Annotated in this window: 18 protein-coding genes and 1 tRNA gene; 8 read left to right on the forward strand and 11 right to left on the reverse strand. The window is 63.3% G+C overall.

From position 1 onward, the window contains the following. Positions 1–59: 59 nt before the first annotated feature. The 6 genes from ACK1U9_RS18715 to ACK1U9_RS18740 form a co-directional block, all read right to left on the reverse strand. A complete protein-coding gene (locus ACK1U9_RS18715) occupies positions 60–653 on the reverse strand; it encodes a 50S ribosomal protein L25/general stress protein Ctc (protein WP_013970896.1) in 594 nt (197 codons plus the stop codon). A 121-nt stretch (positions 654–774) separates the two neighbouring features. After that, positions 775–1,716 (reverse strand): ribose-phosphate pyrophosphokinase, encoded by a 942-nt coding sequence (locus ACK1U9_RS18720; RefSeq protein ID WP_003247410.1) that lies wholly within the window; start codon positions 1,714–1,716, stop codon positions 775–777. 47 nt (positions 1,717–1,763) lie between these two features. Next, positions 1,764–1,838, reverse strand: a tRNA-Gln gene (locus ACK1U9_RS18725). Positions 1,839–1,858: 20 nt separating this feature from the next. Beyond that, positions 1,859–2,719: a 4-(cytidine 5'-diphospho)-2-C-methyl-D-erythritol kinase gene (gene ispE, locus ACK1U9_RS18730; RefSeq protein WP_085601909.1), complete on the reverse strand. Its 861-nt coding sequence runs from the start codon at positions 2,717–2,719 to the stop codon at positions 1,859–1,861. 3 nt (positions 2,720–2,722) lie between these two features. Further along, entirely contained in the window at positions 2,723–3,340 is a 618-nt protein-coding gene (lolB, locus tag ACK1U9_RS18735) for a lipoprotein insertase outer membrane protein LolB (RefSeq protein ID WP_046616010.1), read from the reverse strand. 4 nt (positions 3,341–3,344) lie between these two features. Next, positions 3,345–5,066, reverse strand: a complete 1,722-nt coding sequence (locus ACK1U9_RS18740) for a tetratricopeptide repeat protein (RefSeq protein WP_108480144.1) — start codon at positions 5,064–5,066, stop codon at positions 3,345–3,347. Between the two features lie 376 nt (positions 5,067–5,442). Between ACK1U9_RS18740 and hemA the strand changes: the two genes are divergently transcribed. The 6 genes from hemA to ACK1U9_RS18770 all read left to right on the forward strand — a co-directional run bounded on the left by hemA (position 5,443) and on the right by ACK1U9_RS18770 (position 10,788). Next, positions 5,443–6,720 carry a glutamyl-tRNA reductase gene (gene hemA / locus ACK1U9_RS18745; RefSeq protein ID WP_085587332.1) on the forward strand — a complete coding sequence of 426 codons (1,278 nt, stop codon included), beginning with the start codon at positions 5,443–5,445 and terminating at the stop codon, positions 6,718–6,720. Then, a complete protein-coding gene (gene prfA / locus ACK1U9_RS18750) occupies positions 6,717–7,799 on the forward strand; it encodes a peptide chain release factor 1 (RefSeq protein WP_013970909.1) in 1,083 nt (360 codons plus the stop codon). Before hemA ends, prfA begins: the two co-directional genes overlap by 4 nt. Next, positions 7,799–8,629, forward strand: coding sequence for a peptide chain release factor N(5)-glutamine methyltransferase (gene prmC, locus ACK1U9_RS18755; RefSeq protein ID WP_108480143.1), 831 nt, complete (start codon positions 7,799–7,801; stop codon positions 8,627–8,629). The genes prfA and prmC overlap by 1 nt, the downstream gene beginning before the upstream one ends. Continuing rightward, complete coding sequence (locus ACK1U9_RS18760) at positions 8,623–9,378, forward strand: molybdopterin-synthase adenylyltransferase MoeB (protein ID WP_085601913.1); 756 nt, start codon at positions 8,623–8,625, stop codon at positions 9,376–9,378. The genes prmC and ACK1U9_RS18760 overlap by 7 nt, the downstream gene beginning before the upstream one ends. After that, positions 9,371–10,168 carry a glutamate racemase gene (murI, locus tag ACK1U9_RS18765; RefSeq protein WP_046616014.1) on the forward strand — a complete coding sequence of 266 codons (798 nt, stop codon included), beginning with the start codon at positions 9,371–9,373 and terminating at the stop codon, positions 10,166–10,168. The genes ACK1U9_RS18760 and murI overlap by 8 nt, the downstream gene beginning before the upstream one ends. A 101-nt stretch (positions 10,169–10,269) precedes the next feature. Then, positions 10,270–10,788 carry an acyloxyacyl hydrolase gene (locus ACK1U9_RS18770; protein ID WP_046616015.1) on the forward strand — a complete coding sequence of 173 codons (519 nt, stop codon included), beginning with the start codon at positions 10,270–10,272 and terminating at the stop codon, positions 10,786–10,788. A gap of 300 nt (positions 10,789–11,088) precedes the next feature. Here ACK1U9_RS18770 and ACK1U9_RS18775 read toward each other — a convergent pair whose 3' ends face one another. The 5 genes from ACK1U9_RS18775 to ACK1U9_RS18795 form a co-directional block, all read right to left on the reverse strand. After that, a complete protein-coding gene (locus tag ACK1U9_RS18775; RefSeq protein WP_108480142.1) occupies positions 11,089–11,790 on the reverse strand; it encodes an SDR family oxidoreductase in 702 nt (233 codons plus the stop codon). Further along, complete coding sequence (phrB, locus tag ACK1U9_RS18780; RefSeq protein ID WP_153670669.1) at positions 11,787–13,229, reverse strand: deoxyribodipyrimidine photo-lyase; 1,443 nt, start codon at positions 13,227–13,229, stop codon at positions 11,787–11,789. Before phrB ends, ACK1U9_RS18775 begins: the two co-directional genes overlap by 4 nt. After that, positions 13,220–14,119, reverse strand: coding sequence for a MerR family transcriptional regulator (locus tag ACK1U9_RS18785; protein ID WP_046616018.1), 900 nt, complete (start codon positions 14,117–14,119; stop codon positions 13,220–13,222). Before ACK1U9_RS18785 ends, phrB begins: the two co-directional genes overlap by 10 nt. After that, entirely contained in the window at positions 14,109–15,077 is a 969-nt protein-coding gene (locus tag ACK1U9_RS18790; RefSeq protein ID WP_085601916.1) for a YbgA family protein, read from the reverse strand. Before ACK1U9_RS18790 ends, ACK1U9_RS18785 begins: the two co-directional genes overlap by 11 nt. Positions 15,078–15,178: 101 nt before the next feature. After that, the gene (locus ACK1U9_RS18795; protein ID WP_046616020.1) at positions 15,179–16,165 is read right to left on the reverse strand and encodes an NAD(P)/FAD-dependent oxidoreductase; all 987 of its coding nucleotides are present in this window, start codon (positions 16,163–16,165) and stop codon (positions 15,179–15,181) included. A 186-nt stretch (positions 16,166–16,351) separates the two neighbouring features. Here ACK1U9_RS18795 and ACK1U9_RS18800 point away from each other — a divergent pair, with 186 nt between their 5' ends. Next, a complete protein-coding gene (locus ACK1U9_RS18800; protein ID WP_085601917.1) occupies positions 16,352–17,257 on the forward strand; it encodes a TIGR01777 family oxidoreductase in 906 nt (301 codons plus the stop codon). Positions 17,258–17,270: 13 nt separating this feature from the next. Next, positions 17,271–18,284, forward strand: a complete 1,014-nt coding sequence (gene hemH, locus ACK1U9_RS18805; RefSeq protein ID WP_046616022.1) for a ferrochelatase — start codon at positions 17,271–17,273, stop codon at positions 18,282–18,284. The last annotated feature ends 104 nt before the right edge of the window (positions 18,285–18,388 follow it).

The following is an 18,388-nucleotide window of genomic DNA, read 5'->3' on the forward strand; positions in this document are numbered from 1 at the left end:
GTTGGTGGGTTACAGGGCGCGCGGCACTGTAACCCGATCAACGCCGGCGTGCGAGTGGATTACTCGGCAGCGCCTTCTGCTTCTGGAGCAACGCGTGGAGCGTGAACGTTGGCAACAGCTTTGTCATCACCGTGGGCCAGAGCTACGAACTCTACGCCTTTCGGAGCTTTCAGGTCCGACAGGTGGATGATGGTGCCGATTTCAGCGTTGGCCAGGTCGACTTCGATGAACTCAGGCAGGTCTTTGGCTTCGCAGGAAACTTCGATCTCGGCTTCTACGTGGGAGATCTCGCCGCCTTTCTTGACCGGGGCTTCTTCGTTGATGAAGTGAACCGGTACCTTGGCGGTCAGTTTCTGGCCAGCAACGACGCGAACGAAGTCGGCGTGCATGATGAAACCTTTTGCCGGGTGGCGCTGCAGAGCCTTGACCACGACGTTTTGCTTGGCGCCGTCGACGTTCAGTTCCAGAACGTGGCTGAAGGCAGCCTCGTTTTCGAACAGTTTGGTGATTTCCTTGGCCAGGATGGTCAGGGACTGGGCGTCCTGGTTACCACCGTAGACAACGGCTGGGATGTTCGCGGAGTGACGCAGGCGGCGGCTCGCACCTTTCCCCAGGTCAGTACGCGCTTGGGCGTTCAGAGTGAATTCGGTCATTTTGTTTCTCCAAAATAGCCCCCCGAGGGCGTTTGCGACCAGCGCCAACGGGGATGGCAAAAAAGCCCCGCCCCAACAACCAGTGTTGGGGCGGGGCGCTTTTCGTCAGCGTGTGTTCCGCTTAGCGGAACATCGCGCTGATCGATTCTTCGTTGCTGATGCGGCGGACCGCTTCAGCGACAACCGGTGCGATATCCAGCTGGCGGATACGGTCACAGGCTTGAGCAGCGGCGGACAGCGGAACGGTGTTGGTCACCACCAGCTCGTCCAGAACCGACTTCTCGATGTTCTCGATCGCGCGGCCCGACAGGACAGGGTGCGTGCAGTAGGCGTAAACCTTTGCAGCGCCGTGTTCTTTCAGGGCTTTGGCCGCGTGGCACAGGGTGCCGGCGGTGTCGACCATGTCGTCTACCAGGATGCAGGTGCGCCCTTCGACGTCGCCGATGATATGCATGACCTCGGAGTGGTTAGCCTTCTCGCGGCGCTTGTCGATGATACCCAGGTCGACGCCCAGGGACTTGGCGACGGCACGTGCGCGCACGACACCACCGATGTCCGGGGAGACGATCATCAGGTTCTCGAAACGCTGGTCCTCGATATCGTCGACCAGTACGGGCGAGCCGTAGATGTTGTCGACCGGGATATCGAAGAAACCCTGGATCTGGTCAGCGTGCAGGTCGACGGTGAGTACACGGTCGATACCTACGACAGTGAGCATGTCAGCGACGACTTTGGCGCTGATGGCTACACGTGCCGAACGCGGACGGCGGTCCTGGCGGGCGTATCCGAAGTAAGGAATCACGGCGGTGATTCGGGATGCTGAGGAGCGGCGGAAGGCGTCGGCCATCACTACCAGTTCCATCAGGTTATCGTTGGTCGGGGCGCAGGTCGGCTGAATAATGAAGACGTCTTTACCGCGGACATTCTCATTGATCTCAGTGCTGATCTCGCCGTCGGAGAATTTACCGACAGAGACGTCACCGAGAGGGATATGCAGCTGACGTACGACACGCCGAGCCAGATCGGGGTTGGCATTCCCCGTAAAGACCATCATCTTGGACACGCGCAGTACCTGAAGGCTGAGGGTAACCTGGATGAGTATAAGGAAAATGGCAGGGGCGGCTGGATTCGAACCAACGCATGGCAGGATCAAAACCTGCTGCCTTACCGCTTGGCGACGCCCCTGTATCTGTTGCTGCGAACGCTTATGCGCTCGACTTCTTGACCAGACTTTGCAGCTTGCGATGCAACATCGAAACGTTGCTTCCTTTCGCCACAAACCCTGTTTGGGTCGCTGAAAGAAGGGCCAGAACTTTATCAGCTTCGGCTTTGCTTGGGAAGGCCCCAAACACACAACTTCCAGTACCGGTCAGTCGAGCCTCAGTGAATTTACCCAGTGAATTCAACGCATTGCGAACTTCCGGGTAACTCTGCTCTACCACCGGTTGGCAGTCATTTCGACTGTTTCCCTCGGGAACGGGGCGCATCTTAAGGGGGAGTGAATCACGTGTCAACTGTGGATGTGAAAAAATTTCTACTGTGCTGACAGACACTTGCGGCACCAGCACGACATACCACGGCTCGTCCGGGTCGACCGGGGTCAGTTGTTCACCCACGCCCTGGGCGAACGCCGCGTGGCCGCGCACGAATACCGGTACGTCGGCGCCCAGGCTCAGGCCCAGTGTGGCCAGGCGGTCTTCGTCCCAGTCCAGTTGCCACAGGTGGGCGAGGGCCAACAGGGTAGTGGCGGCATCCGAGCTGCCACCGCCGATGCCGCCGCCCATGGGTAGCACCTTGCTCAGCCAGATGTCGGCGCCCATCGTCGTGCCGGATTGTTCCTGCAGCTTGCGCGCGGCACGCACGATCAGGTTGCTGTCGTGCGGCACCGCCTCGACCTCGGTATGCAGGCGGATCACACCGTCGTCACGCACGGCAAAGCTCAGTTCGTCGCCGTGATCGAGAAACTGGAACACGGTTTCCAGCTCGTGATAGCCGTCCGCGCGGCGGCCGATGATGTGCAGCCACAGGTTGAGCTTGGCCGGGGCGGGCAGGGTAAGGGTTTGCATGTATCAGTGCCCCAGCTGGCGCGGCTGCCAGTCCTTGACCACCAGGGTCACGTCGAGGTCCTTGCCGTGCAGCTTCAGCCGCTCGGGCAGCCAGTAGCCGTTCTGTTCGGTGTAGCTCAGGTACTGCACCTGCCAGCCATCCTGGTCGAGGCTGGCCAGGCGGCTATCGCCGTCCAGGGTCAGCTTGCTCTTGCTGTCGGGGGCGGGCAGGCCGCGTACCCACCAGACCAGGTGCGAGACCGGCAACTGCCAGCCCAGCTGTTCTTCCAGCAGTGCTTCGGGGCTGGGGGCCTCGTAGCGGCCCTGGTTGGCCACTTCCAGTACCACGCCGCCGGGGCGGCCGGTCAGGCGTGCGGCGCCACGGCCCAACGGGCCGGCCAGGCGAATGTCGTAGTAGTCCTGGCGTTGCAGCCAGAACAGTGTGCCGCTGCCGGAGTCGCGCGGGGCGCGGATACCGACCTTGCCGTTGATCTGCCAGCCATCGAGGCTGCTCAGCTGCTCTTTATGGGCGCGCCACTGCTGCGGGTCGCCGTGGCCTTGCAGGGCCTCGCGGCTACCGAAGCCGGCGCAGCCGGCCAGCAGGGCGATCAGTGTGAAGGTAATGCAATGGCGCAGGAACATGGCGTTAGAGAGTCTCGGATCCGGTCAGGCGCAGGATGGTCTTGCGCAGGATGGGGCTGTCGGCCTGGGCTTCGAAGCCCTTGGCCCAGACCTGGCGGGCTTCGCGGCGCTTGCCGTTGGCCCATAGCACTTCGCCCAGATGGGCGGCTACTTCGTGGTCGGGGAAGCTGGCAAAGGCCTTGCGCAGGTAGGTTTCAGCCTCGTCGAGCTTGCCCAGGCGATAATTGACCCAGCCCATGCTGTCGAGCACCGCCGGGTCGTCCGGAGTCAGCTGATGGGCCTTTTCGATCAGCGCCCTGGCTTCGCTGTAACGGGTGGTGCGGTCGGCCAGGGTGTAGCCGAGCGCGTTCAGGGCCATGGCGTTTTCCGGTTCGCGGGCGATGATGGCACGCAGGTCTTTTTCCATCTGCGGCAGGTCATCACGCTTTTCGGCCAGCATGGCGCGGGTGTACAGCAAGTTGAGGTCGTCCGGGTAGCGCTGTATGGCTTGCTGCAGCACCTGGCTGGCCTGGGCGTCCTTGTTGTTGTTGCTGTAGCTTTCCGATTCGATCAGGAATAGCTGGATGGCGTAGTCCGGCTGGGCTTCGCGGGCATCGGCGAGCAGGCGTGAGGCTTCGGTACCACGGCCGTTGGCGATCAGGATGTCGGCCTGGCGCAGTTGTGCCGGCAGGTAGTCGGGGCCCGGGCCGACCAGGGCGTATTCACGCAGGGCGCCTGCGGGGTCGTGGCGCTCCTCGCGGATGCGGCCCAGGTTCAGGTGTGCGGCGTCGACGTTGCTGTCGCGTTCGATCAGCTCCTGCAGGTAGCCCTCGGCTTCATCCCAGTCCTTGTTTTCGAGGCACACCAAGGCCAGCGAATAGCGCAGTTCGTCGTCCTCGGGGTATTGCTGGACCAGGCTGAGGAACTCGCCCTTGGCATCGGCGATGCGGTCCTGTTCGACCAGGGTGCGGGCGTAGGTCAGACGCAGGCGCTTGTCGTCCGGGTTGTCGCGAATCGCCCCGCGCAGCAGTGGAAGGGCCTCCGGGCCACGGTTCAGGGCTTGCAGCAGGCGCGCGCGCAGCAGGATCGGGGCGACTTCGCCGTTTTGTGGCGGGTGCGACTCGAGCAGTTCCAAGGCTTCTTCGGCCTTGCCGTCCTGGTTCAGCAGCAGGGCCTTGCCGAACACCAGCTGGTTGTTGTCCGGGTACTTCACCAGCAGGCGTTCGAAGCTTTGGAGCAGGCCGTCGCGGGTGCTCTGGTCGGTTTCGGCGGCGGACAGGGCGAGGAAATCGAAATGGGTGTCGCCCTGGCCCTGCAGTACCTTTTCCATGTATGTCATGGAGTCGTCATAGCGGCCGGCACGGGCAAGCTGGATGGCGGCGGCGCGCTGGGCGTCGAGGTTCTGCGGGTCGTTGCGGGCCCAGACCAGGGCATTGTCCAGTGCCGGTTCGTCGGCACCGAGGTATTCGGCAATGCGGTAGGCGCGTTCGGAAACCCCCGGGTCCTGGGTTTTCGCAGCCTGGTCGGTGTAGTTGGCCAAGGCGATGTCGAAGCGGTTGCGCTGGCCGGCCAGCTCCGCCACCAGCAGGCTATAGAGCGTGTCCTGCTTGAACGAGCCATACACCACGGGCTTTTCCGCCTCGCTCTTGCCGGCCTCGGCGACGGGAGGCTCGGCCTTTTGCGGGGCCAGGCTCTGGCAGCCCTGGAGCAGGGCGAAGGCAAGCAGCAATGCGTATGGTTTGTTCATAGAAGGCTTTAAGAGGACTCACCGGCGGTCGGAGCATGATGACACAAGCGCGTGGGCAAACCCACCTGCGAAGGTATGAAGCTGCGCTTCGCTTATGCAGACCGCGCTGTGCCCGCGCGGTTCGCCGCAGAGCCTGCCACGGCGCCGAAAACACAGAATTATTGCTCTTGCTCTTGCTCTTGCTTCTAAGCGCGCGAAGATCAAGATCAAGATCAAAAGCCAGATCAAAAGCGGGAGTGTGAGCTGAAGTTGCCGCTGATGCTGGCCTGGAGCCGGCGATAGCCGCACGACTATCAGCGCAATAGCGAACGGTGGTTGTCCTGAAACCTGCGAAAGAGGACAATTATCGGCTTCCCGTCACAACCAGCGACCTTGCATGGCCTTTCTTGCACTTGGTATCAACCATAAGACTGCCTCGGTAGACGTACGCGAGCGCGTGGCGTTTACCCCAGAGCAGCTGGTAGACGCCCTGCAGCAGCTCTGCCGACTGACATCCAGCCGCGAAGCGGCGATTCTGTCGACCTGCAACCGTAGCGAGCTCTACATCGAGCAGGACCACCTGTCCGCCGATGTCGTGCTGCAATGGCTCGCCGACTACCACCGCCTCAGCCTGGACGAGCTGCGCGCCAGCGCCTACGTGCACGAAGAGCACGAGGCGGTGAAGCACATGATGCGGGTGGCCTCCGGCCTGGACTCGCTTGTGCTCGGCGAGCCGCAGATCCTCGGCCAGATGAAGTCCGCCTACGCTGTGGCGCGTGAGGCCGGCACCGTCGGCCCATTGCTCGGGCGCCTGTTCCAGGCCACTTTCAGCGCCGCCAAGCAGGTGCGCACCGACACGGCCATCGGTGAAAACCCGGTGTCGGTGGCGTTTGCCGCAGTCAGCCTGGCCAAGCAGATCTTCAGCGACCTGGGCCGCAGCCAGGCCCTGCTGATCGGTGCCGGTGAAACCATCACCCTGGTCGCGCGCCACCTGCATGAGCAGGGCGTGCGCCGCATCGTCGTGGCCAACCGTACCCTGGAGCGGGCCAGCATCCTGGCCGAGCAGTTCGGTGCGCACGCCGTTCTGCTGGCCGACATCCCTCAGGAACTGGCCAACAGCGACATCGTCATCAGCTCCACCGCCAGCCAGTTGCCGATCCTTGGCAAGGGGGCGGTCGAGAGTGCGCTGAAGCAGCGTCGGCACAAGCCGATTTTCATGGTCGACATTGCCGTACCGCGCGATATAGAAACCGAAGTCGGCGAACTGGACGACGTCTACCTGTACACTGTCGATGACCTGCACGATGTGGTGGCAGAAAACCTCAAAAGTCGCCAGGGCGCGGCCCAGGCCGCCGAAGAGCTGGTGTCGGTGGGGGCTGAAGACTTCATGCTGCGCCTGCGCGAGCTGGCCGCGGTGGATGTGCTCAAGGCCTATCGCCAGCAAAGCGAGCGCCTGCGCGACGAAGAACTGCAAAAGGCCCAGCGGCTGCTGGCCAACGGCGGCAACCCCGAAGAGGTACTGGCCCAACTGGCCCGGGGGCTGACCAACAAACTCCTGCACGCGCCCAGCGTGCAATTGAAAAGGCTCTCGGCCGAGGGCCGCCTCGATGCGCTGGCCATGGCCCAGGAACTCTTTGCCCTCAACGAGGGCTCGACGGACAAATCCCCGCAATGAAAGCGTCGCTGCTGAACAAACTGGAAATCCTCCAGGACCGCTTCGAAGAACTCACCGCACTGCTCGGTGATGCCGAGGTCATTTCCGACCAGACGCGCTTTCGCGCCTATTCCCGTGAGTACGCCGAAGTCGAGCCGGTCTACGCTGCTTATAAAGAGTGGCGCAAAGTCCAGGACGACCTCGAAGGTGCCCAGGCGCTGCTCAAGGATAGTGACCCGGACCTGCGTGAAATGGCCGTGGAAGAAGTGCGTGAAGCCAAGGAACAACTGCTGACGCTGGAGTCGCAACTGCAACGCATGCTGTTGCCCAAGGACCCCAACGACGGCCGCAACGTGTTCCTCGAAATCCGTGCCGGCACCGGTGGCGACGAGGCGGCAATCTTCTCCGGCGACCTGTTTCGCATGTATTCGCGCTACGCCGAAAAGCGTGGCTGGCGCCTGGAAATTCTATCCGAGAACGAAGGCGAGCACGGCGGCTACAAGGAAATCATCGCCCGCGTCGAAGGTGAGAGCGTGTACGGCAAGCTCAAGTTCGAGTCCGGCGCGCACCGCGTACAGCGCGTGCCCGAGACCGAATCCCAGGGCCGTATCCACACCTCCGCGTGCACCGTGGCAGTACTGCCCGAGCCGGACGAACAGGCGGCCATCGAGATCAACCCGGCCGACCTGCGCGTGGACACCTACCGCGCATCCGGTGCTGGCGGCCAGCACGTCAACAAGACCGATTCGGCGATCCGTATCACCCACTTGCCCACCGGTATCGTGGTCGAGTGCCAGGAAGAGCGCTCGCAGCACAAGAACCGTGCCCGCGCCATGTCCTGGCTGTCGGCCAAGCTCAACGACATGCAGACCAGCGCCGCGCAGAACGCCATCGCCACCGAGCGCAAGCTGCTGGTCGGCTCGGGTGACCGTTCCGAGCGTATCCGTACGTACAATTATCCACAGGGCCGGGTGACCGACCACCGCATCAACCTGACCCTGTACTCGCTGGACGATATCCTCGCCGGCGGCGTGGAGGCGGTGATCGAACCGCTGCTGGCCGAATACCAGGCCGATCAACTGGCCGCCCTGGGGGACTGATGACCATCATCGCCAGCCTGCTGCGCAACGCGCAGTTGCCAGAATCGCCCACCGAACGGCTGGATGCCGAGCTGCTGTTGGCCGCGGCCATCGGCAAGTCGCGCAGTTACCTGCACACCTGGCCCGAGCGAATCGTCAGCAGCGAAGATGCCGAGACCTATGCCGGCTACCTGCAGCGCCGCCGTGGCGGCGAGCCGGTCGCCTACATTCTCGGGCTGCAGGGCTTCTGGAAGATCGACCTGGAGGTGGCGCCGCATACCCTGATCCCGCGGCCGGATACCGAGCTGCTGGTCGAAGCCGCGCTTGAACTGCAACCTGCCACACCGGCCAAGATCCTTGACCTGGGCACCGGCACCGGCGCGATTGCCCTGGCCCTGGCCAGCGATCGCCCGGCCTGGCAGGTAACTGCAGTGGACCGGGTGGAGGAGGCCGCCGCCCTGGCCGAACGCAACCGCCAGCGCCTGGGCCTGGCGAACGCCCAGGTACGGCTCAGCCACTGGTTCGACAGCCTGGCCGGCGAGCGCTTCGACCTGATTGTCAGCAATCCGCCCTACATCGCCGCCGCAGACCCGCACTTGGTCGCCGGTGATGTACGTTTCGAACCCAGCAGCGCGCTGGTGGCCGGTGCCGATGGCCTGGACGACCTGCGGGTAATCGCTGCCCAGGCCCCGGAGCACCTGGTGCCGGGCGGCTGGTTACTGCTGGAACACGGCTACGATCAGGCAGCGGCGGTGCGTGCCTTGCTGGCTGAACAAGGCTTCATCGAGGTTGCCAGCCGCACGGACCTGGGCGGCCATGAACGCATTACCCTGGGGCGCATGCCATGCTGAGTGATCAGGAACTGCTGCGGTACAGCCGGCAGGTATTGCTGGCCCAGATCGACATCGATGGCCAGTTGCGGCTCAAGCAGAGCAAGGCGCTGATCGTCGGGCTCGGTGGCCTTGGCTCGCCAGTCGCCTTGTACCTGGCCGCTGCCGGGGTGGGTGAGCTGCACCTGGCCGACTTCGACACCGTCGACCTGACCAACCTGCAACGCCAGGTGATCCACGACAGTTCCAGCGTCGGCATGAGCAAGGTCGATTCGGCCTTGCAGCGCTTGCAGGCGATCAACCCGGAAATCAGCCTGGTTGCCCATCGCCAGGCTCTGGACGAGGACTCGCTGGCGGCCGCTGTGGCAGCGGTCGACCTGGTGCTGGACTGCTCTGACAATTTTGGTACCCGCGAGGCGGTCAACGCCGCCTGTGTCGCGGCTGGCAAGCCGCTGGTCAGCGGTGCGGCGATCCGCCTGGAAGGGCAGTTGTCAGTATTCGACCCACGGCGTGATTACAGCCCTTGCTACCACTGCCTGTACGGCCATGGCAGCGAAGCCGAACTGACCTGCAGCGAAGCCGGCGTGATCGGCCCGCTGGTGGGCCTGGTGGGCAGCCTGCAGGCGCTGGAGGCGATGAAGCTGCTGGCCGGGTTCGGCGAGCCGCTGGTTGGCCGCCTGCTGCTGATCGATGCTTTGGGCACTCGTATCCGCGAACTGCGGGTCAAGCGCGACCCGGCCTGTGCGGTCTGTGGCAAGCGCGATGGCTGAGCGTTCGGCGCCGGTCGGCGTGATGGACTCCGGGGTCGGCGGCTTGTCGGTACTCGCCGAGATTCAGCGCCTGCTGCCCAACGAGACGCTGCTTTACGTGGCCGATTGCGGCCACATACCTTACGGCGAAAAGTCGCCAGACTATATCCGTGAGCGTCTCCGACGCATTGCTGCGTTCTTCCATGAACAGGGCGCAAAGGCCATGGTACTGGCCTGCAATACCGCTACAGTGGCGGCGGTGGCCGACCTGCGCGAGTTGTACCCGACCTGGCCGCTGGTGGGCATGGAGCCGGCAGTAAAACCCGCTGCCGCCGCCACGCGCTCGGGCGTGGTCGGTGTGCTGGCCACCACCGGTACCCTGCAGAGCGCCAAGTTCGCCGCCTTGCTCGACCGCTTTGCCAATGACGTGCAGGTCATCACCCAACCTTGCCCGGGGCTGGTCGAGCTGATCGAGACCGGCGACCTTACCAGCCCGGCGCTGCGCCAGTTGCTGCAAGGTTATGTGCAGCCGTTGCTGGCCGCTGGCTGCGACACGCTGATCCTTGGATGCACCCATTATCCCTTCCTGCGCCCGTTACTGGCCGAAATGGTGCCAGCCGATGTTGCCATCATCGACACCGGTGCCGCAGTGGCGCGCCAACTGCAGCGGCTGCTGGGCGCGGATGACCTGCTGGCCGATGGGCCGGCCCGGGAGACCCGCTTCTGGACCAGTGCCGATCCGCAATCTCTTAGAAAGATCCTACCTTTGCTGTGGCATAAGTCGGACAGTGTGCATAGCTTTTCATTGTGAAAAAAACGTGAAAATAAGCTGAACTATCGTACCACTGCCGTTTTCTATCGCTTTGCCTGACATGAGGCGGATACCAAAAACAGCAAAGAAGGATGTTGCTCATGAAGAAGCTGCTCGGCTTGGCGGCGGTTGCCGTCTTCACCCTGGGGCACTCACTGGCGGCGCAGGCTGCCGACGTTTCGTTTTCGGTGGGGCAGACCGGGGACTCGACCATGGTCTACCGGTTGGGGCTGCAATCGAATTGGGACGCGAGCTGGTGGCAAACCAGCGTCGGTCGCCTGACAGGGTACTGGGATGGGGCCTACACCTATTGGGATGGTGACGAGACTGCGAGCAACCATAGCCTCTCGTTCGCGCCGGTGTTCGTCTACGAGTTTGCCGGAGAATCGGTGAAACCATACATCGAGGCGGGGATTGGCGTGGCGGCGTTTTCCAGCACCGAGTTGGAAGACAACGAATTGGGTTCGGCATTCCAGTTCGAGGACCGTATCGGCTTTGGATTGCGCTTTGCCGGTGGCCACGAGATTGGCGTGCGGGCGATTCACTATTCCAACGCAGGCATCAAGCAGCCCAACGATGGGGTGGAGAGCTATACCCTGCATTATCGCATGGCGCTCTGAGCTCTCCTGTGCCGGCCTCTTCGCGGGTGAATCCGCTCCCACAGGGGGCTTACATAGCTTGAGATCTATGAGGTACCTGGGGGAGCAACTGTCTTGCTCCGTTACTCAGGCTACCTCGTCACCTTGTAGGAGCAGCCTTGTGCTGCGAAGAAGCCATTACTGCAGAAGAACATCTGCTGCCCTACTGTCCTCTTCGCAGCACAAGGCTGCTCCTACAGGTTATGCGCATGACTTCAAGCCGATGCGGTCGAGGCGGGAGCCGGCTTGCCGGCGATAAGGCCGGTACGGCCACCACATCAATTACTTGTGTGACAAAGGCCAAAGGCAATTGAGATCCAGAGCTTCCAGTACAAGCTCGGGCTCCCTCTGCGGCCACTGCCGCAGCAGCTCTTCTGCCGCACTCTGCGGCGTCCATGCCTCCGGTATCGCGTGCGCCGATGTTACAGGTGTTTTCAACGACTGCGGTCCCACCACGGTCAGCTCAACCCCTTGCGCCTTCAACGCCTGGCGTTGCTCGCGCATCCATTGCGGCATGTTGTTCCAGCCTGCAGGCACCTGCGTCGGTGCATGCAATTGCAGCGCCGAATAACGGTTGAATACCGCCATCACCTGCGGCGAGTCACCCTTCGCCAGCAAAGGCAGCGCACTGGCCAGGCAATGCTCGCCGGCCAATTGGTTGTCAGTGACGATAGCCTCGAACAACTCGCTGTCCGCCACATCGTCCGCCAGGTAATCGCTGGTACCCGCATTGATGATCAAGCCGTCCAGTGCGCACCAGGCATGGCATATCTGCTGGCCGGCCTGGGCCGCCTGATGCTCTTCGTGCAGCTGCCACGGCACGCGCAGCAGCTGGCTGCCATAGCGCTCAGCCAAGGCATCCAGTGCCTCGCCATGTTTGGCGCTTGCAGCTACCCGATGTCCTTGCTCGAGCAACTCTTCCACTAACGCCAGGCCTAGTCCATTGCCTGCTCCCGTCACCCAGATACTGCGTGCGTTGTTCAAGATGCTGCCCTCTGATACTGCCGGCGCGGGAGGTTCTTGAATGCCTCCAGTGCGCGCTGACGACTTCTGTCGAGATCGACAATTGGACTGTGGTAGGAATATCTAGCAAAAAGATCGGCCGACTTCATGGGGAAATGAATGGCTTTTTCATCCAGCCCCTGCAATTCCGGTAGCCAGTGCCGAATGAAACGCCCCTGCGGGTCGAAACGCTGCGACTGTGAAACCGGGTTGAAGATGCGGAAGTAGGGCACTGCGTCGGTGCCTGTGGATGCGCTCCACTGCCAGCCGCCGTTGTTGGCGGCCAGGTCGCCGTCTATCAGGTGGCGCATGAAATGCCGCTCGCCCTTGCGCCAGTCGATCAACAGGTTCTTGCTGAGGAACATGGCCACGATCATGCGCAGGCGGTTGTGCATCCACCCTGTATCCAGCATTTGGCGCATGGCGGCGTCGATGATCGGGAAGCCGGTTCGGCCCTGTTCCCAGGCTTCGAGGTCGTCCGGTGCGTCGCGCCAGGGCAGCGCTTCGGTCTGGGCGCGGAAGGCGCGGTGACGCGAGACCTGTGGATAACCAGTCAGGATATGTTTGTAGAATTCACGCCAGAGCAGTTCGTTGATCCAGGTTTGCACACCGCTGCTGCCGCTGTCGAACTCGCCGCGGTTGCTGGCCAGGGCACCGTGCAGGCACTGGCGCGGCGAGATCACGCCTGCGGCGAGGTAGGCCGAGAGCTGGCTGGTGCCGGGCTTGGCAGGCAAGTCACGCAGCTGTTGGTAGTCGTCGATGGTATCGTCGAGAAAACGGGTCAGCCGCGCCTGCGCTTCGGCTTCGCCGGCCGGCCAGTGGTCGCGCAGTGCTTGCGCAGGTTTTTCGAAGCCGTCCACATGCTGAGGGATCGGGTCGCTGCTGACCTGCAACGGTGCCTGACGTTTCACCCGGTGAGCCAAGGCGGGGAGGCTGCGGTGCAGGTGCTCCAGGCAGTTCTTCTTGAACTGGCTGAACACCTGGAAATAGTCGCCGCTGCGGGTAAGGATGGTGCCAGGGCGGAACAACAGCTGGTCGAGGTGGCTGTGGGCCTGGATGGACGACTTTTCCAGCAGCGTGCGGGTGGCGTCGTCGCGACGTTGCTCGTTGATGCCGTACTCTTCGTTCCAGTGCACGCTTTGCACCTGATGTTGGCGACAGACGTCGAGTACGGCCTGTGGCGCCTGGTCCCAGGTGTCGATCTTGCGGATCAGCAGGGGGATGTTCAGTCGCTCCAGCGACTGGCGTAGGTCGCGCAGGTTTCGCAGCCAGAAGTCGACTTTGCAGGCGGCGTCGTCGTGGGCCAGCCATTGCCCGGGGCTCACCAGCCACAGGGCGAGGGTCGGGCCGCGTTCGCTGGCGGCGCTGAGCGCGGTGTTGTCATCGATGCGCAGGTCGCTGCGCAGCCAGGTCAGGTGCATGGTGCGATCATCTCTCCAGGCTGGCGGCCGTGGGCTTGCAGCAAACGCAATGCCGCCTGTGGGGTATCGAACAGGGCAAGGTTGGGTAGCCTGAGGGCACGCAGGCGGGCTTCATGCAGTGCCAGCGTCGGTCCGCCGACCAAGGTCGGCACGAGCAGGTTGGACAGGGTACGTTGCAGCGCCTTGTCATCGATGCGTGGCCCCAGGTGCAGCAGCACGGCTCGCGGCTTGAGCATGGTGACGGCGCGTTGCAGATGCGCGCCGGTGATGGTGTGCTCCAGCACTTCGACCGGCAGGCCGTTGCTGGTGAACAGCCAGGCGCACAACCACAAATCGGGGCTGAAGGTGTGTTCGCTATCTTCGGCCAGCAAGATGGCAGGGCCTTGCAGCAACTGGTTGTCGTGGTAGACCCGGGCGCCCAGCTTGCTGCGCAGCCAGCTGTGGAAAAACACCTGCTCCAGCCGTGCATTGAAATAGTTGCGCCAGCGCAGGTCGAGGAGATCGAGCAGTGGCAACAGCAATTGTTCGCACAGCGTGACGGCCGGATACAGGGCCATGGCCTGGTTGAGCTGCTGGTCGAGGGCGCGCTGCGACAGCGTTGCGATGGCTTCGATCAGCTGGAGCTGCCGGGCTTGCCAGTCGCCTTTCGGTGGCGAGCTGGCCGGCTTGTCGAGCAGCTCGCGTACCTGGCCGACGGAGGCGCCGCGTTGCAGCCAGGCCAGGATCGCCTCGACGCGTTCGACCTGCTCCAGCGGATACAGGCGATGGCCCTTGGCGGTACGCTGGGGCTTGAGCAGGCCGTAGCGGCGCTCCCAGGCGCGCAGGGTGACGGGATTGACGCCGGTGCGGCGAGCCAGTTCGCCGATGGGCAACAGGATTTCAGACGGCATTGCGCAAGCCCAGGCGCTCGGGATGCGGCTGCAGGTAGGCCTGCTGCTGCAGATACGGATCGGGGTGCTTGCGCAAATGGTGCTTGAGCAGGGTCAACGGCACTATCAGAGGCACAACGCCCTGCTGGTACTGGCCGATGATGGCTTGCAGCTCGGCTTTGTCCTGCTGTGTGAGGGTATCTTTGAAGTAGCCGCTCAGATGCTGCAGCACGTTGCAATGAGTGCCGCGGCTGGCACAGCGACGCAGAGCTTGCATCAACTGGCTGAAATAGCGCGGGCCGAAGCTTTGCGGGTCATCGTCCTTGCTCATGCTGCCGAGCATGCGCCCGAGGCTGCGGTAGGCCTGCGGGTTGTTAGCCATCAGCAGGTACTTGTAGCGCGAATGGAACCGTACCAGGGCGCCACGGCTCAGGCCTTCGGCCAGCAGGCGCTGCCAGTCGGCGTAGGCGTACACGCGGCTGATGAAGTTCTCGCGCAGCACAGGGTCGTGCAGGCGGCCTTCTTCTTCCACCGGCAGGTCCGGGCGCCGTGCGCAGAACGCCTGGGCGTATACGCCCCGCCCACCGTGCAAGGCCGGGTGGCCATTTTCCTGGTACACCTTGACCCGTTCCAGGCCACAGGAAGGCGATTTCTGCATGAAGATGTAGCCGCAGATATCGTCGAGTTCGACTGCCATTTGCTCGCCGTAGCTGCGCAGAGGGCCGGTCAGGTCCATGCCGGGGTTGCGGGTACCTACCACTTCCGGCCGGTCGGGGTTGCCGACCAGGCGGATCGGGTCGCGCGGTACGCCCAGGCCGATGGCCACCTCCGGGCACACTGGTAACCAGTCGAAATGTTCCTCGAGTTGCATACGGCACAGGTCGGAGGCCTTGTGGCCGCCGTTATAGCGCACGCTGTGCCCGGTCAGGCAGGCGCTGATGGCGATGCGCGGCTTGCTGTGGGCGGATGGGTCGTGCATGGGCTGTCTCCAAGAAACCTGTACGAGACCAAAAATTTGTACAGGTTCATTCCAGCACAGCCCGGAAGTTATGCAAACCAGTTTTTTTGTATAACCCTACATCACTCGAGGTGTTCGAGCAGCCGACGCGCTGCTTCCTGGCCGCTGAGCCAGGCGCCTTCGACACGGCCGGACAGGCACCAGTCGCCGCACGCGTACAAGCCCTGGTCAGCATCGGCCAGCGCACCCCATTCATGGTTGCTGCTCGGGCGGGCATACAGCCAGCGGTGGGCCAAGGCAAACGTAGGGGCCGGCACCACGCAGCCAACCAGTTCGGCGAACTCTCCCCACAGCTGTTCGATCACTTCTTCCTTGGGCAGGTCGATGTGTTGCCGGCTCCAGTCCGGGGTGGCGTGCAGTACCCAGGTGTCGAGGTGCTCGTCGCGCCCAGGCTTGCTGCGGTTGCGCGCCAGCCAGTCGAGCGGGTTGTCCTGCACGAAGCAGCCTTGCATCGGGGTGTCCAGCGGGGTCTGGAAGGCCAGGGCGACGGCCCAGGTGGGTTCCATCTGCACGCCGGCGGCAACCGCAGCGAGCTTCGGGGTAGAGGCCAGCAGCGGCGTGGCCTGCGGTGCCGGCACGGCGATCACCACGCGGCTGTAGGGGCCGTGGCTGCAGCCTTCGGTGTCCTGCAGGTGCCAGTACTGCTTGCCGCGGAACACTTCGGCGATGCGGCAACCGAAGTTGACCGTCACGTCCTTGAGAAGGCCGCGGGTGATTGCACTCATGCGCGGCACCCCCACCCAGCGCGTCTGCTCGTCGGGGGAGGGGCTGAGTTCACCATCGCGGTAATTGTACAGCTGTGGCTTCCATTGCTCGGCCCAACCAGCGGCAACCCACTGCTGTACCTGCTCGACAAAGCGCCGGTCACGGGCGGTGAAATACTGGGCGCCGAGGTCCAGCGCGCCAGCTTCGCTGCGCTTGCTGGCCATGCGCCCGCCACTGCCGTGGCCTTTGTCGAACAAATGCACGGATTGCCCGGCCTTCTGCAAGGCCTGGGCGGCTGACAGACCGGCGATACCGGCCCCGATGATGGCAATAGGTACTGTCATGATGGCCTCTTCAAACCTTGCTGTAAGCAGACTACGCTGTCAGGCAAACCTGTACAATGCTCAAATGTTGTATAAGGTTATTCCGTGTTGCAGGCAGGTTGGCCTATGTTTATCCGAGAGCGTCGGGTCAAAAAAGTGCCTTGATGTTAAAAATAGACCACCGCCGCATTCTGCGAGGACACAGCCATGCATATATTGCTGACAGGCGGCACCGGGTTGATCGGCAAGCACCTGTGCCAGTACTGGCTCGGCCAGGGTCATCGCCTGACGGTATGGAGCCGGCGACCCGAGCAGGTGCCGAAAATCTGTGGGGCCGGCGTGCGTGGCATTGCCCGCCTTGAGGAACTGGAGGCGGATGATCACCTGGACGCAGTGATCAACCTGGCCGGCGCGCCGATTGCCGATCGGCCTTGGACGGCGGCCCGGCGCAACCTGCTGTGGGCCAGCCGCGTCACCCTCACCGAGCAGCTGCTGGCCTGGCTGGGTAGCCGCGAACAGCGCCCGGAAGTGCTGATCTCCGGCTCTGCGGTGGGCTGGTACGGAGACGGTGGCGAACGCGAGCTGACCGAGGCTTCACCGCCGGTGCGCGAAGATTTTGCCAGCCAGCTGTGCATCGCCTGGGAAGAGACGGCGCTGCGTTCCCAGGCCCAGGGCATTCGCGTGGTGCTGGTGCGTACCGGCTTGGTGCTGGCCAGTGACGGCGGCTTTTTGTCGCGCCTGCGGCTGCCCTTCAAACTGGGGCTGGGCGGGCCTTTGGGCGACGGGCGGCAGTGGATGCCTTGGGTCCATATAGAAGACCAGGTCGCCCTGATTGATTTTCTCTTGCAGCACAAGGATGCCAGCGGTCCTTATAATGCCTGCGCCCCGGAGCCGGTGCGCAACCGCGAGTTTGCCAGGCGCCTGGGCCGCACCTTGCACCGGCCGGCGTTGCTGCCAGTGCCGGCACTGCTGCTCAGGGCCGGGCTGGGTGAACTGTCGACCCTGCTGCTCGGCGGCCAGCGCGCCCGCCCGGTACGCTTGCTGGCGGCAGGCTTCAACTTCCGCTTCAACGATTTGCAATCGGCCCTGGACAACCTGTCCAGCCGCCTCTGACATAGGATGCTGCATGACCGATCACGCCCTGCTGCTGGTCAACCTGGGTTCCCCGGCCTCCACCTCGGTGGCTGATGTGCGCCGCTACCTCAACCAGTTCCTCATGGACCCGTACGTGATCGACCTGCCTTGGCCGGTGCGGCGCCTGCTGGTGTCGCTGATCCTGATCAAGCGCCCTGAGCAATCGGCCCACGCCTATGGCTCGATCTGGTGGGAGGAGGGCTCGCCGCTTGTGGTGCTGACCCGTCGCCTGCAGGCGGCAATGGTCGAGCACTGGCCCCATGGCCCGGTGGAGATTGCCATGCGCTATGGCCAGCCGGCCTTGCCCGAGGTGCTGGAGCGTCTGGTCGCACAGGGGGTGCGCAAGGTGACCCTGGCACCGCTTTACCCACAGTTCGCCGACAGCACGGTGACCACTGTGGTGGAGCTGGCCAGGCAGACGGTCAGTGAACGCCAGTTGCCGTTGCAACTGCGCGTGCTGCAGCCGTTCTACGAGCACCCGGACTACATCGAGGCACTGGCGGCTAGCGCCAGGCCTTATCTGGAGCAGGATTACGACCACCTGTTGCTGAGCTTCCATGGTTTGCCGGAGCGGCACCTGAAGAAGCTCTACCCGGCCGGCAAGCATGACCTGCGCGCGGCGGATTGTTGCGAAGGTGCCAGTGCCGAGGTGCGTGCGGTGTGTTATCGCGGGCAGTGTCTGGCCACGGCCAAGGCTTTTGCGCAGAAGCTGGGCATACCGGACGGCAAGTGGTCGGTATCGTTCCAGTCGCGGCTCGGGCGCGACAAGTGGATCGAGCCTTACACCGAAACCCGGCTGGATGAACTGGCCAAGGCTGGGGTGAAGCGCTTGTTGGTGATGTGCCCCGCGTTCGTTGCCGATTGCATCGAGACGCTGGAGGAGATCGGCATGCGCGGCAGCGAGCAGTTCGTCGAGGCCGGTGGGCGGGAGCTGGTGCTGGTGCCGTGCCTGAATGAACACCCGGAGTGGGTGAAAGCGCTGGCGGGGTTGTGCGAAAAAGCCTGACTTCCAGGTTGCCTGTACCGGCCCTATCGCCGGCAAGCCAGCTCCCACAGGATGCTCACAGTTCTCCAAACCTGTGGGATACCTTTGGGAGCTGGCTTGCCGGC

The organism is Pseudomonas sp. XP1, from assembly GCF_053557675.1.

Coding starts and splice junctions, on each gene's coding strand:
- murI (WP_046616014.1), top strand. CDS start 9,371: ATGGCTGAGCGTTCGGCGCCGGTCGGCGTGATGGACTCCGGGGTCGGC.
- hemH (WP_046616022.1), top strand. CDS start 17,271: ATGACCGATCACGCCCTGCTGCTGGTCAACCTGGGTTCCCCGGCCTCC.
- prfA (WP_013970909.1), top strand. CDS start 6,717: ATGAAAGCGTCGCTGCTGAACAAACTGGAAATCCTCCAGGACCGCTTC.
- ACK1U9_RS18715 (WP_013970896.1), bottom strand. CDS start 653: ATGACCGAATTCACTCTGAACGCCCAAGCGCGTACTGACCTGGGGAAA.
- ACK1U9_RS18770 (WP_046616015.1), top strand. CDS start 10,270: ATGAAGAAGCTGCTCGGCTTGGCGGCGGTTGCCGTCTTCACCCTGGGG.
- hemA (WP_085587332.1), top strand. CDS start 5,443: ATGGCCTTTCTTGCACTTGGTATCAACCATAAGACTGCCTCGGTAGAC.
- ACK1U9_RS18740 (WP_108480144.1), bottom strand. CDS start 5,066: ATGAACAAACCATACGCATTGCTGCTTGCCTTCGCCCTGCTCCAGGGC.
- lolB (WP_046616010.1), bottom strand. CDS start 3,340: ATGTTCCTGCGCCATTGCATTACCTTCACACTGATCGCCCTGCTGGCC.
- prmC (WP_108480143.1), top strand. CDS start 7,799: ATGACCATCATCGCCAGCCTGCTGCGCAACGCGCAGTTGCCAGAATCG.
- ispE (WP_085601909.1), bottom strand. CDS start 2,719: ATGCAAACCCTTACCCTGCCCGCCCCGGCCAAGCTCAACCTGTGGCTG.
- ACK1U9_RS18785 (WP_046616018.1), bottom strand. CDS start 14,119: ATGCCGTCTGAAATCCTGTTGCCCATCGGCGAACTGGCTCGCCGCACC.
- ACK1U9_RS18790 (WP_085601916.1), bottom strand. CDS start 15,077: ATGCACGACCCATCCGCCCACAGCAAGCCGCGCATCGCCATCAGCGCC.
- ACK1U9_RS18760 (WP_085601913.1), top strand. CDS start 8,623: ATGCTGAGTGATCAGGAACTGCTGCGGTACAGCCGGCAGGTATTGCTG.
- phrB (WP_153670669.1), bottom strand. CDS start 13,229: ATGCACCTGACCTGGCTGCGCAGCGACCTGCGCATCGATGACAACACC.
- ACK1U9_RS18800 (WP_085601917.1), top strand. CDS start 16,352: ATGCATATATTGCTGACAGGCGGCACCGGGTTGATCGGCAAGCACCTG.
- ACK1U9_RS18795 (WP_046616020.1), bottom strand. CDS start 16,165: ATGACAGTACCTATTGCCATCATCGGGGCCGGTATCGCCGGTCTGTCA.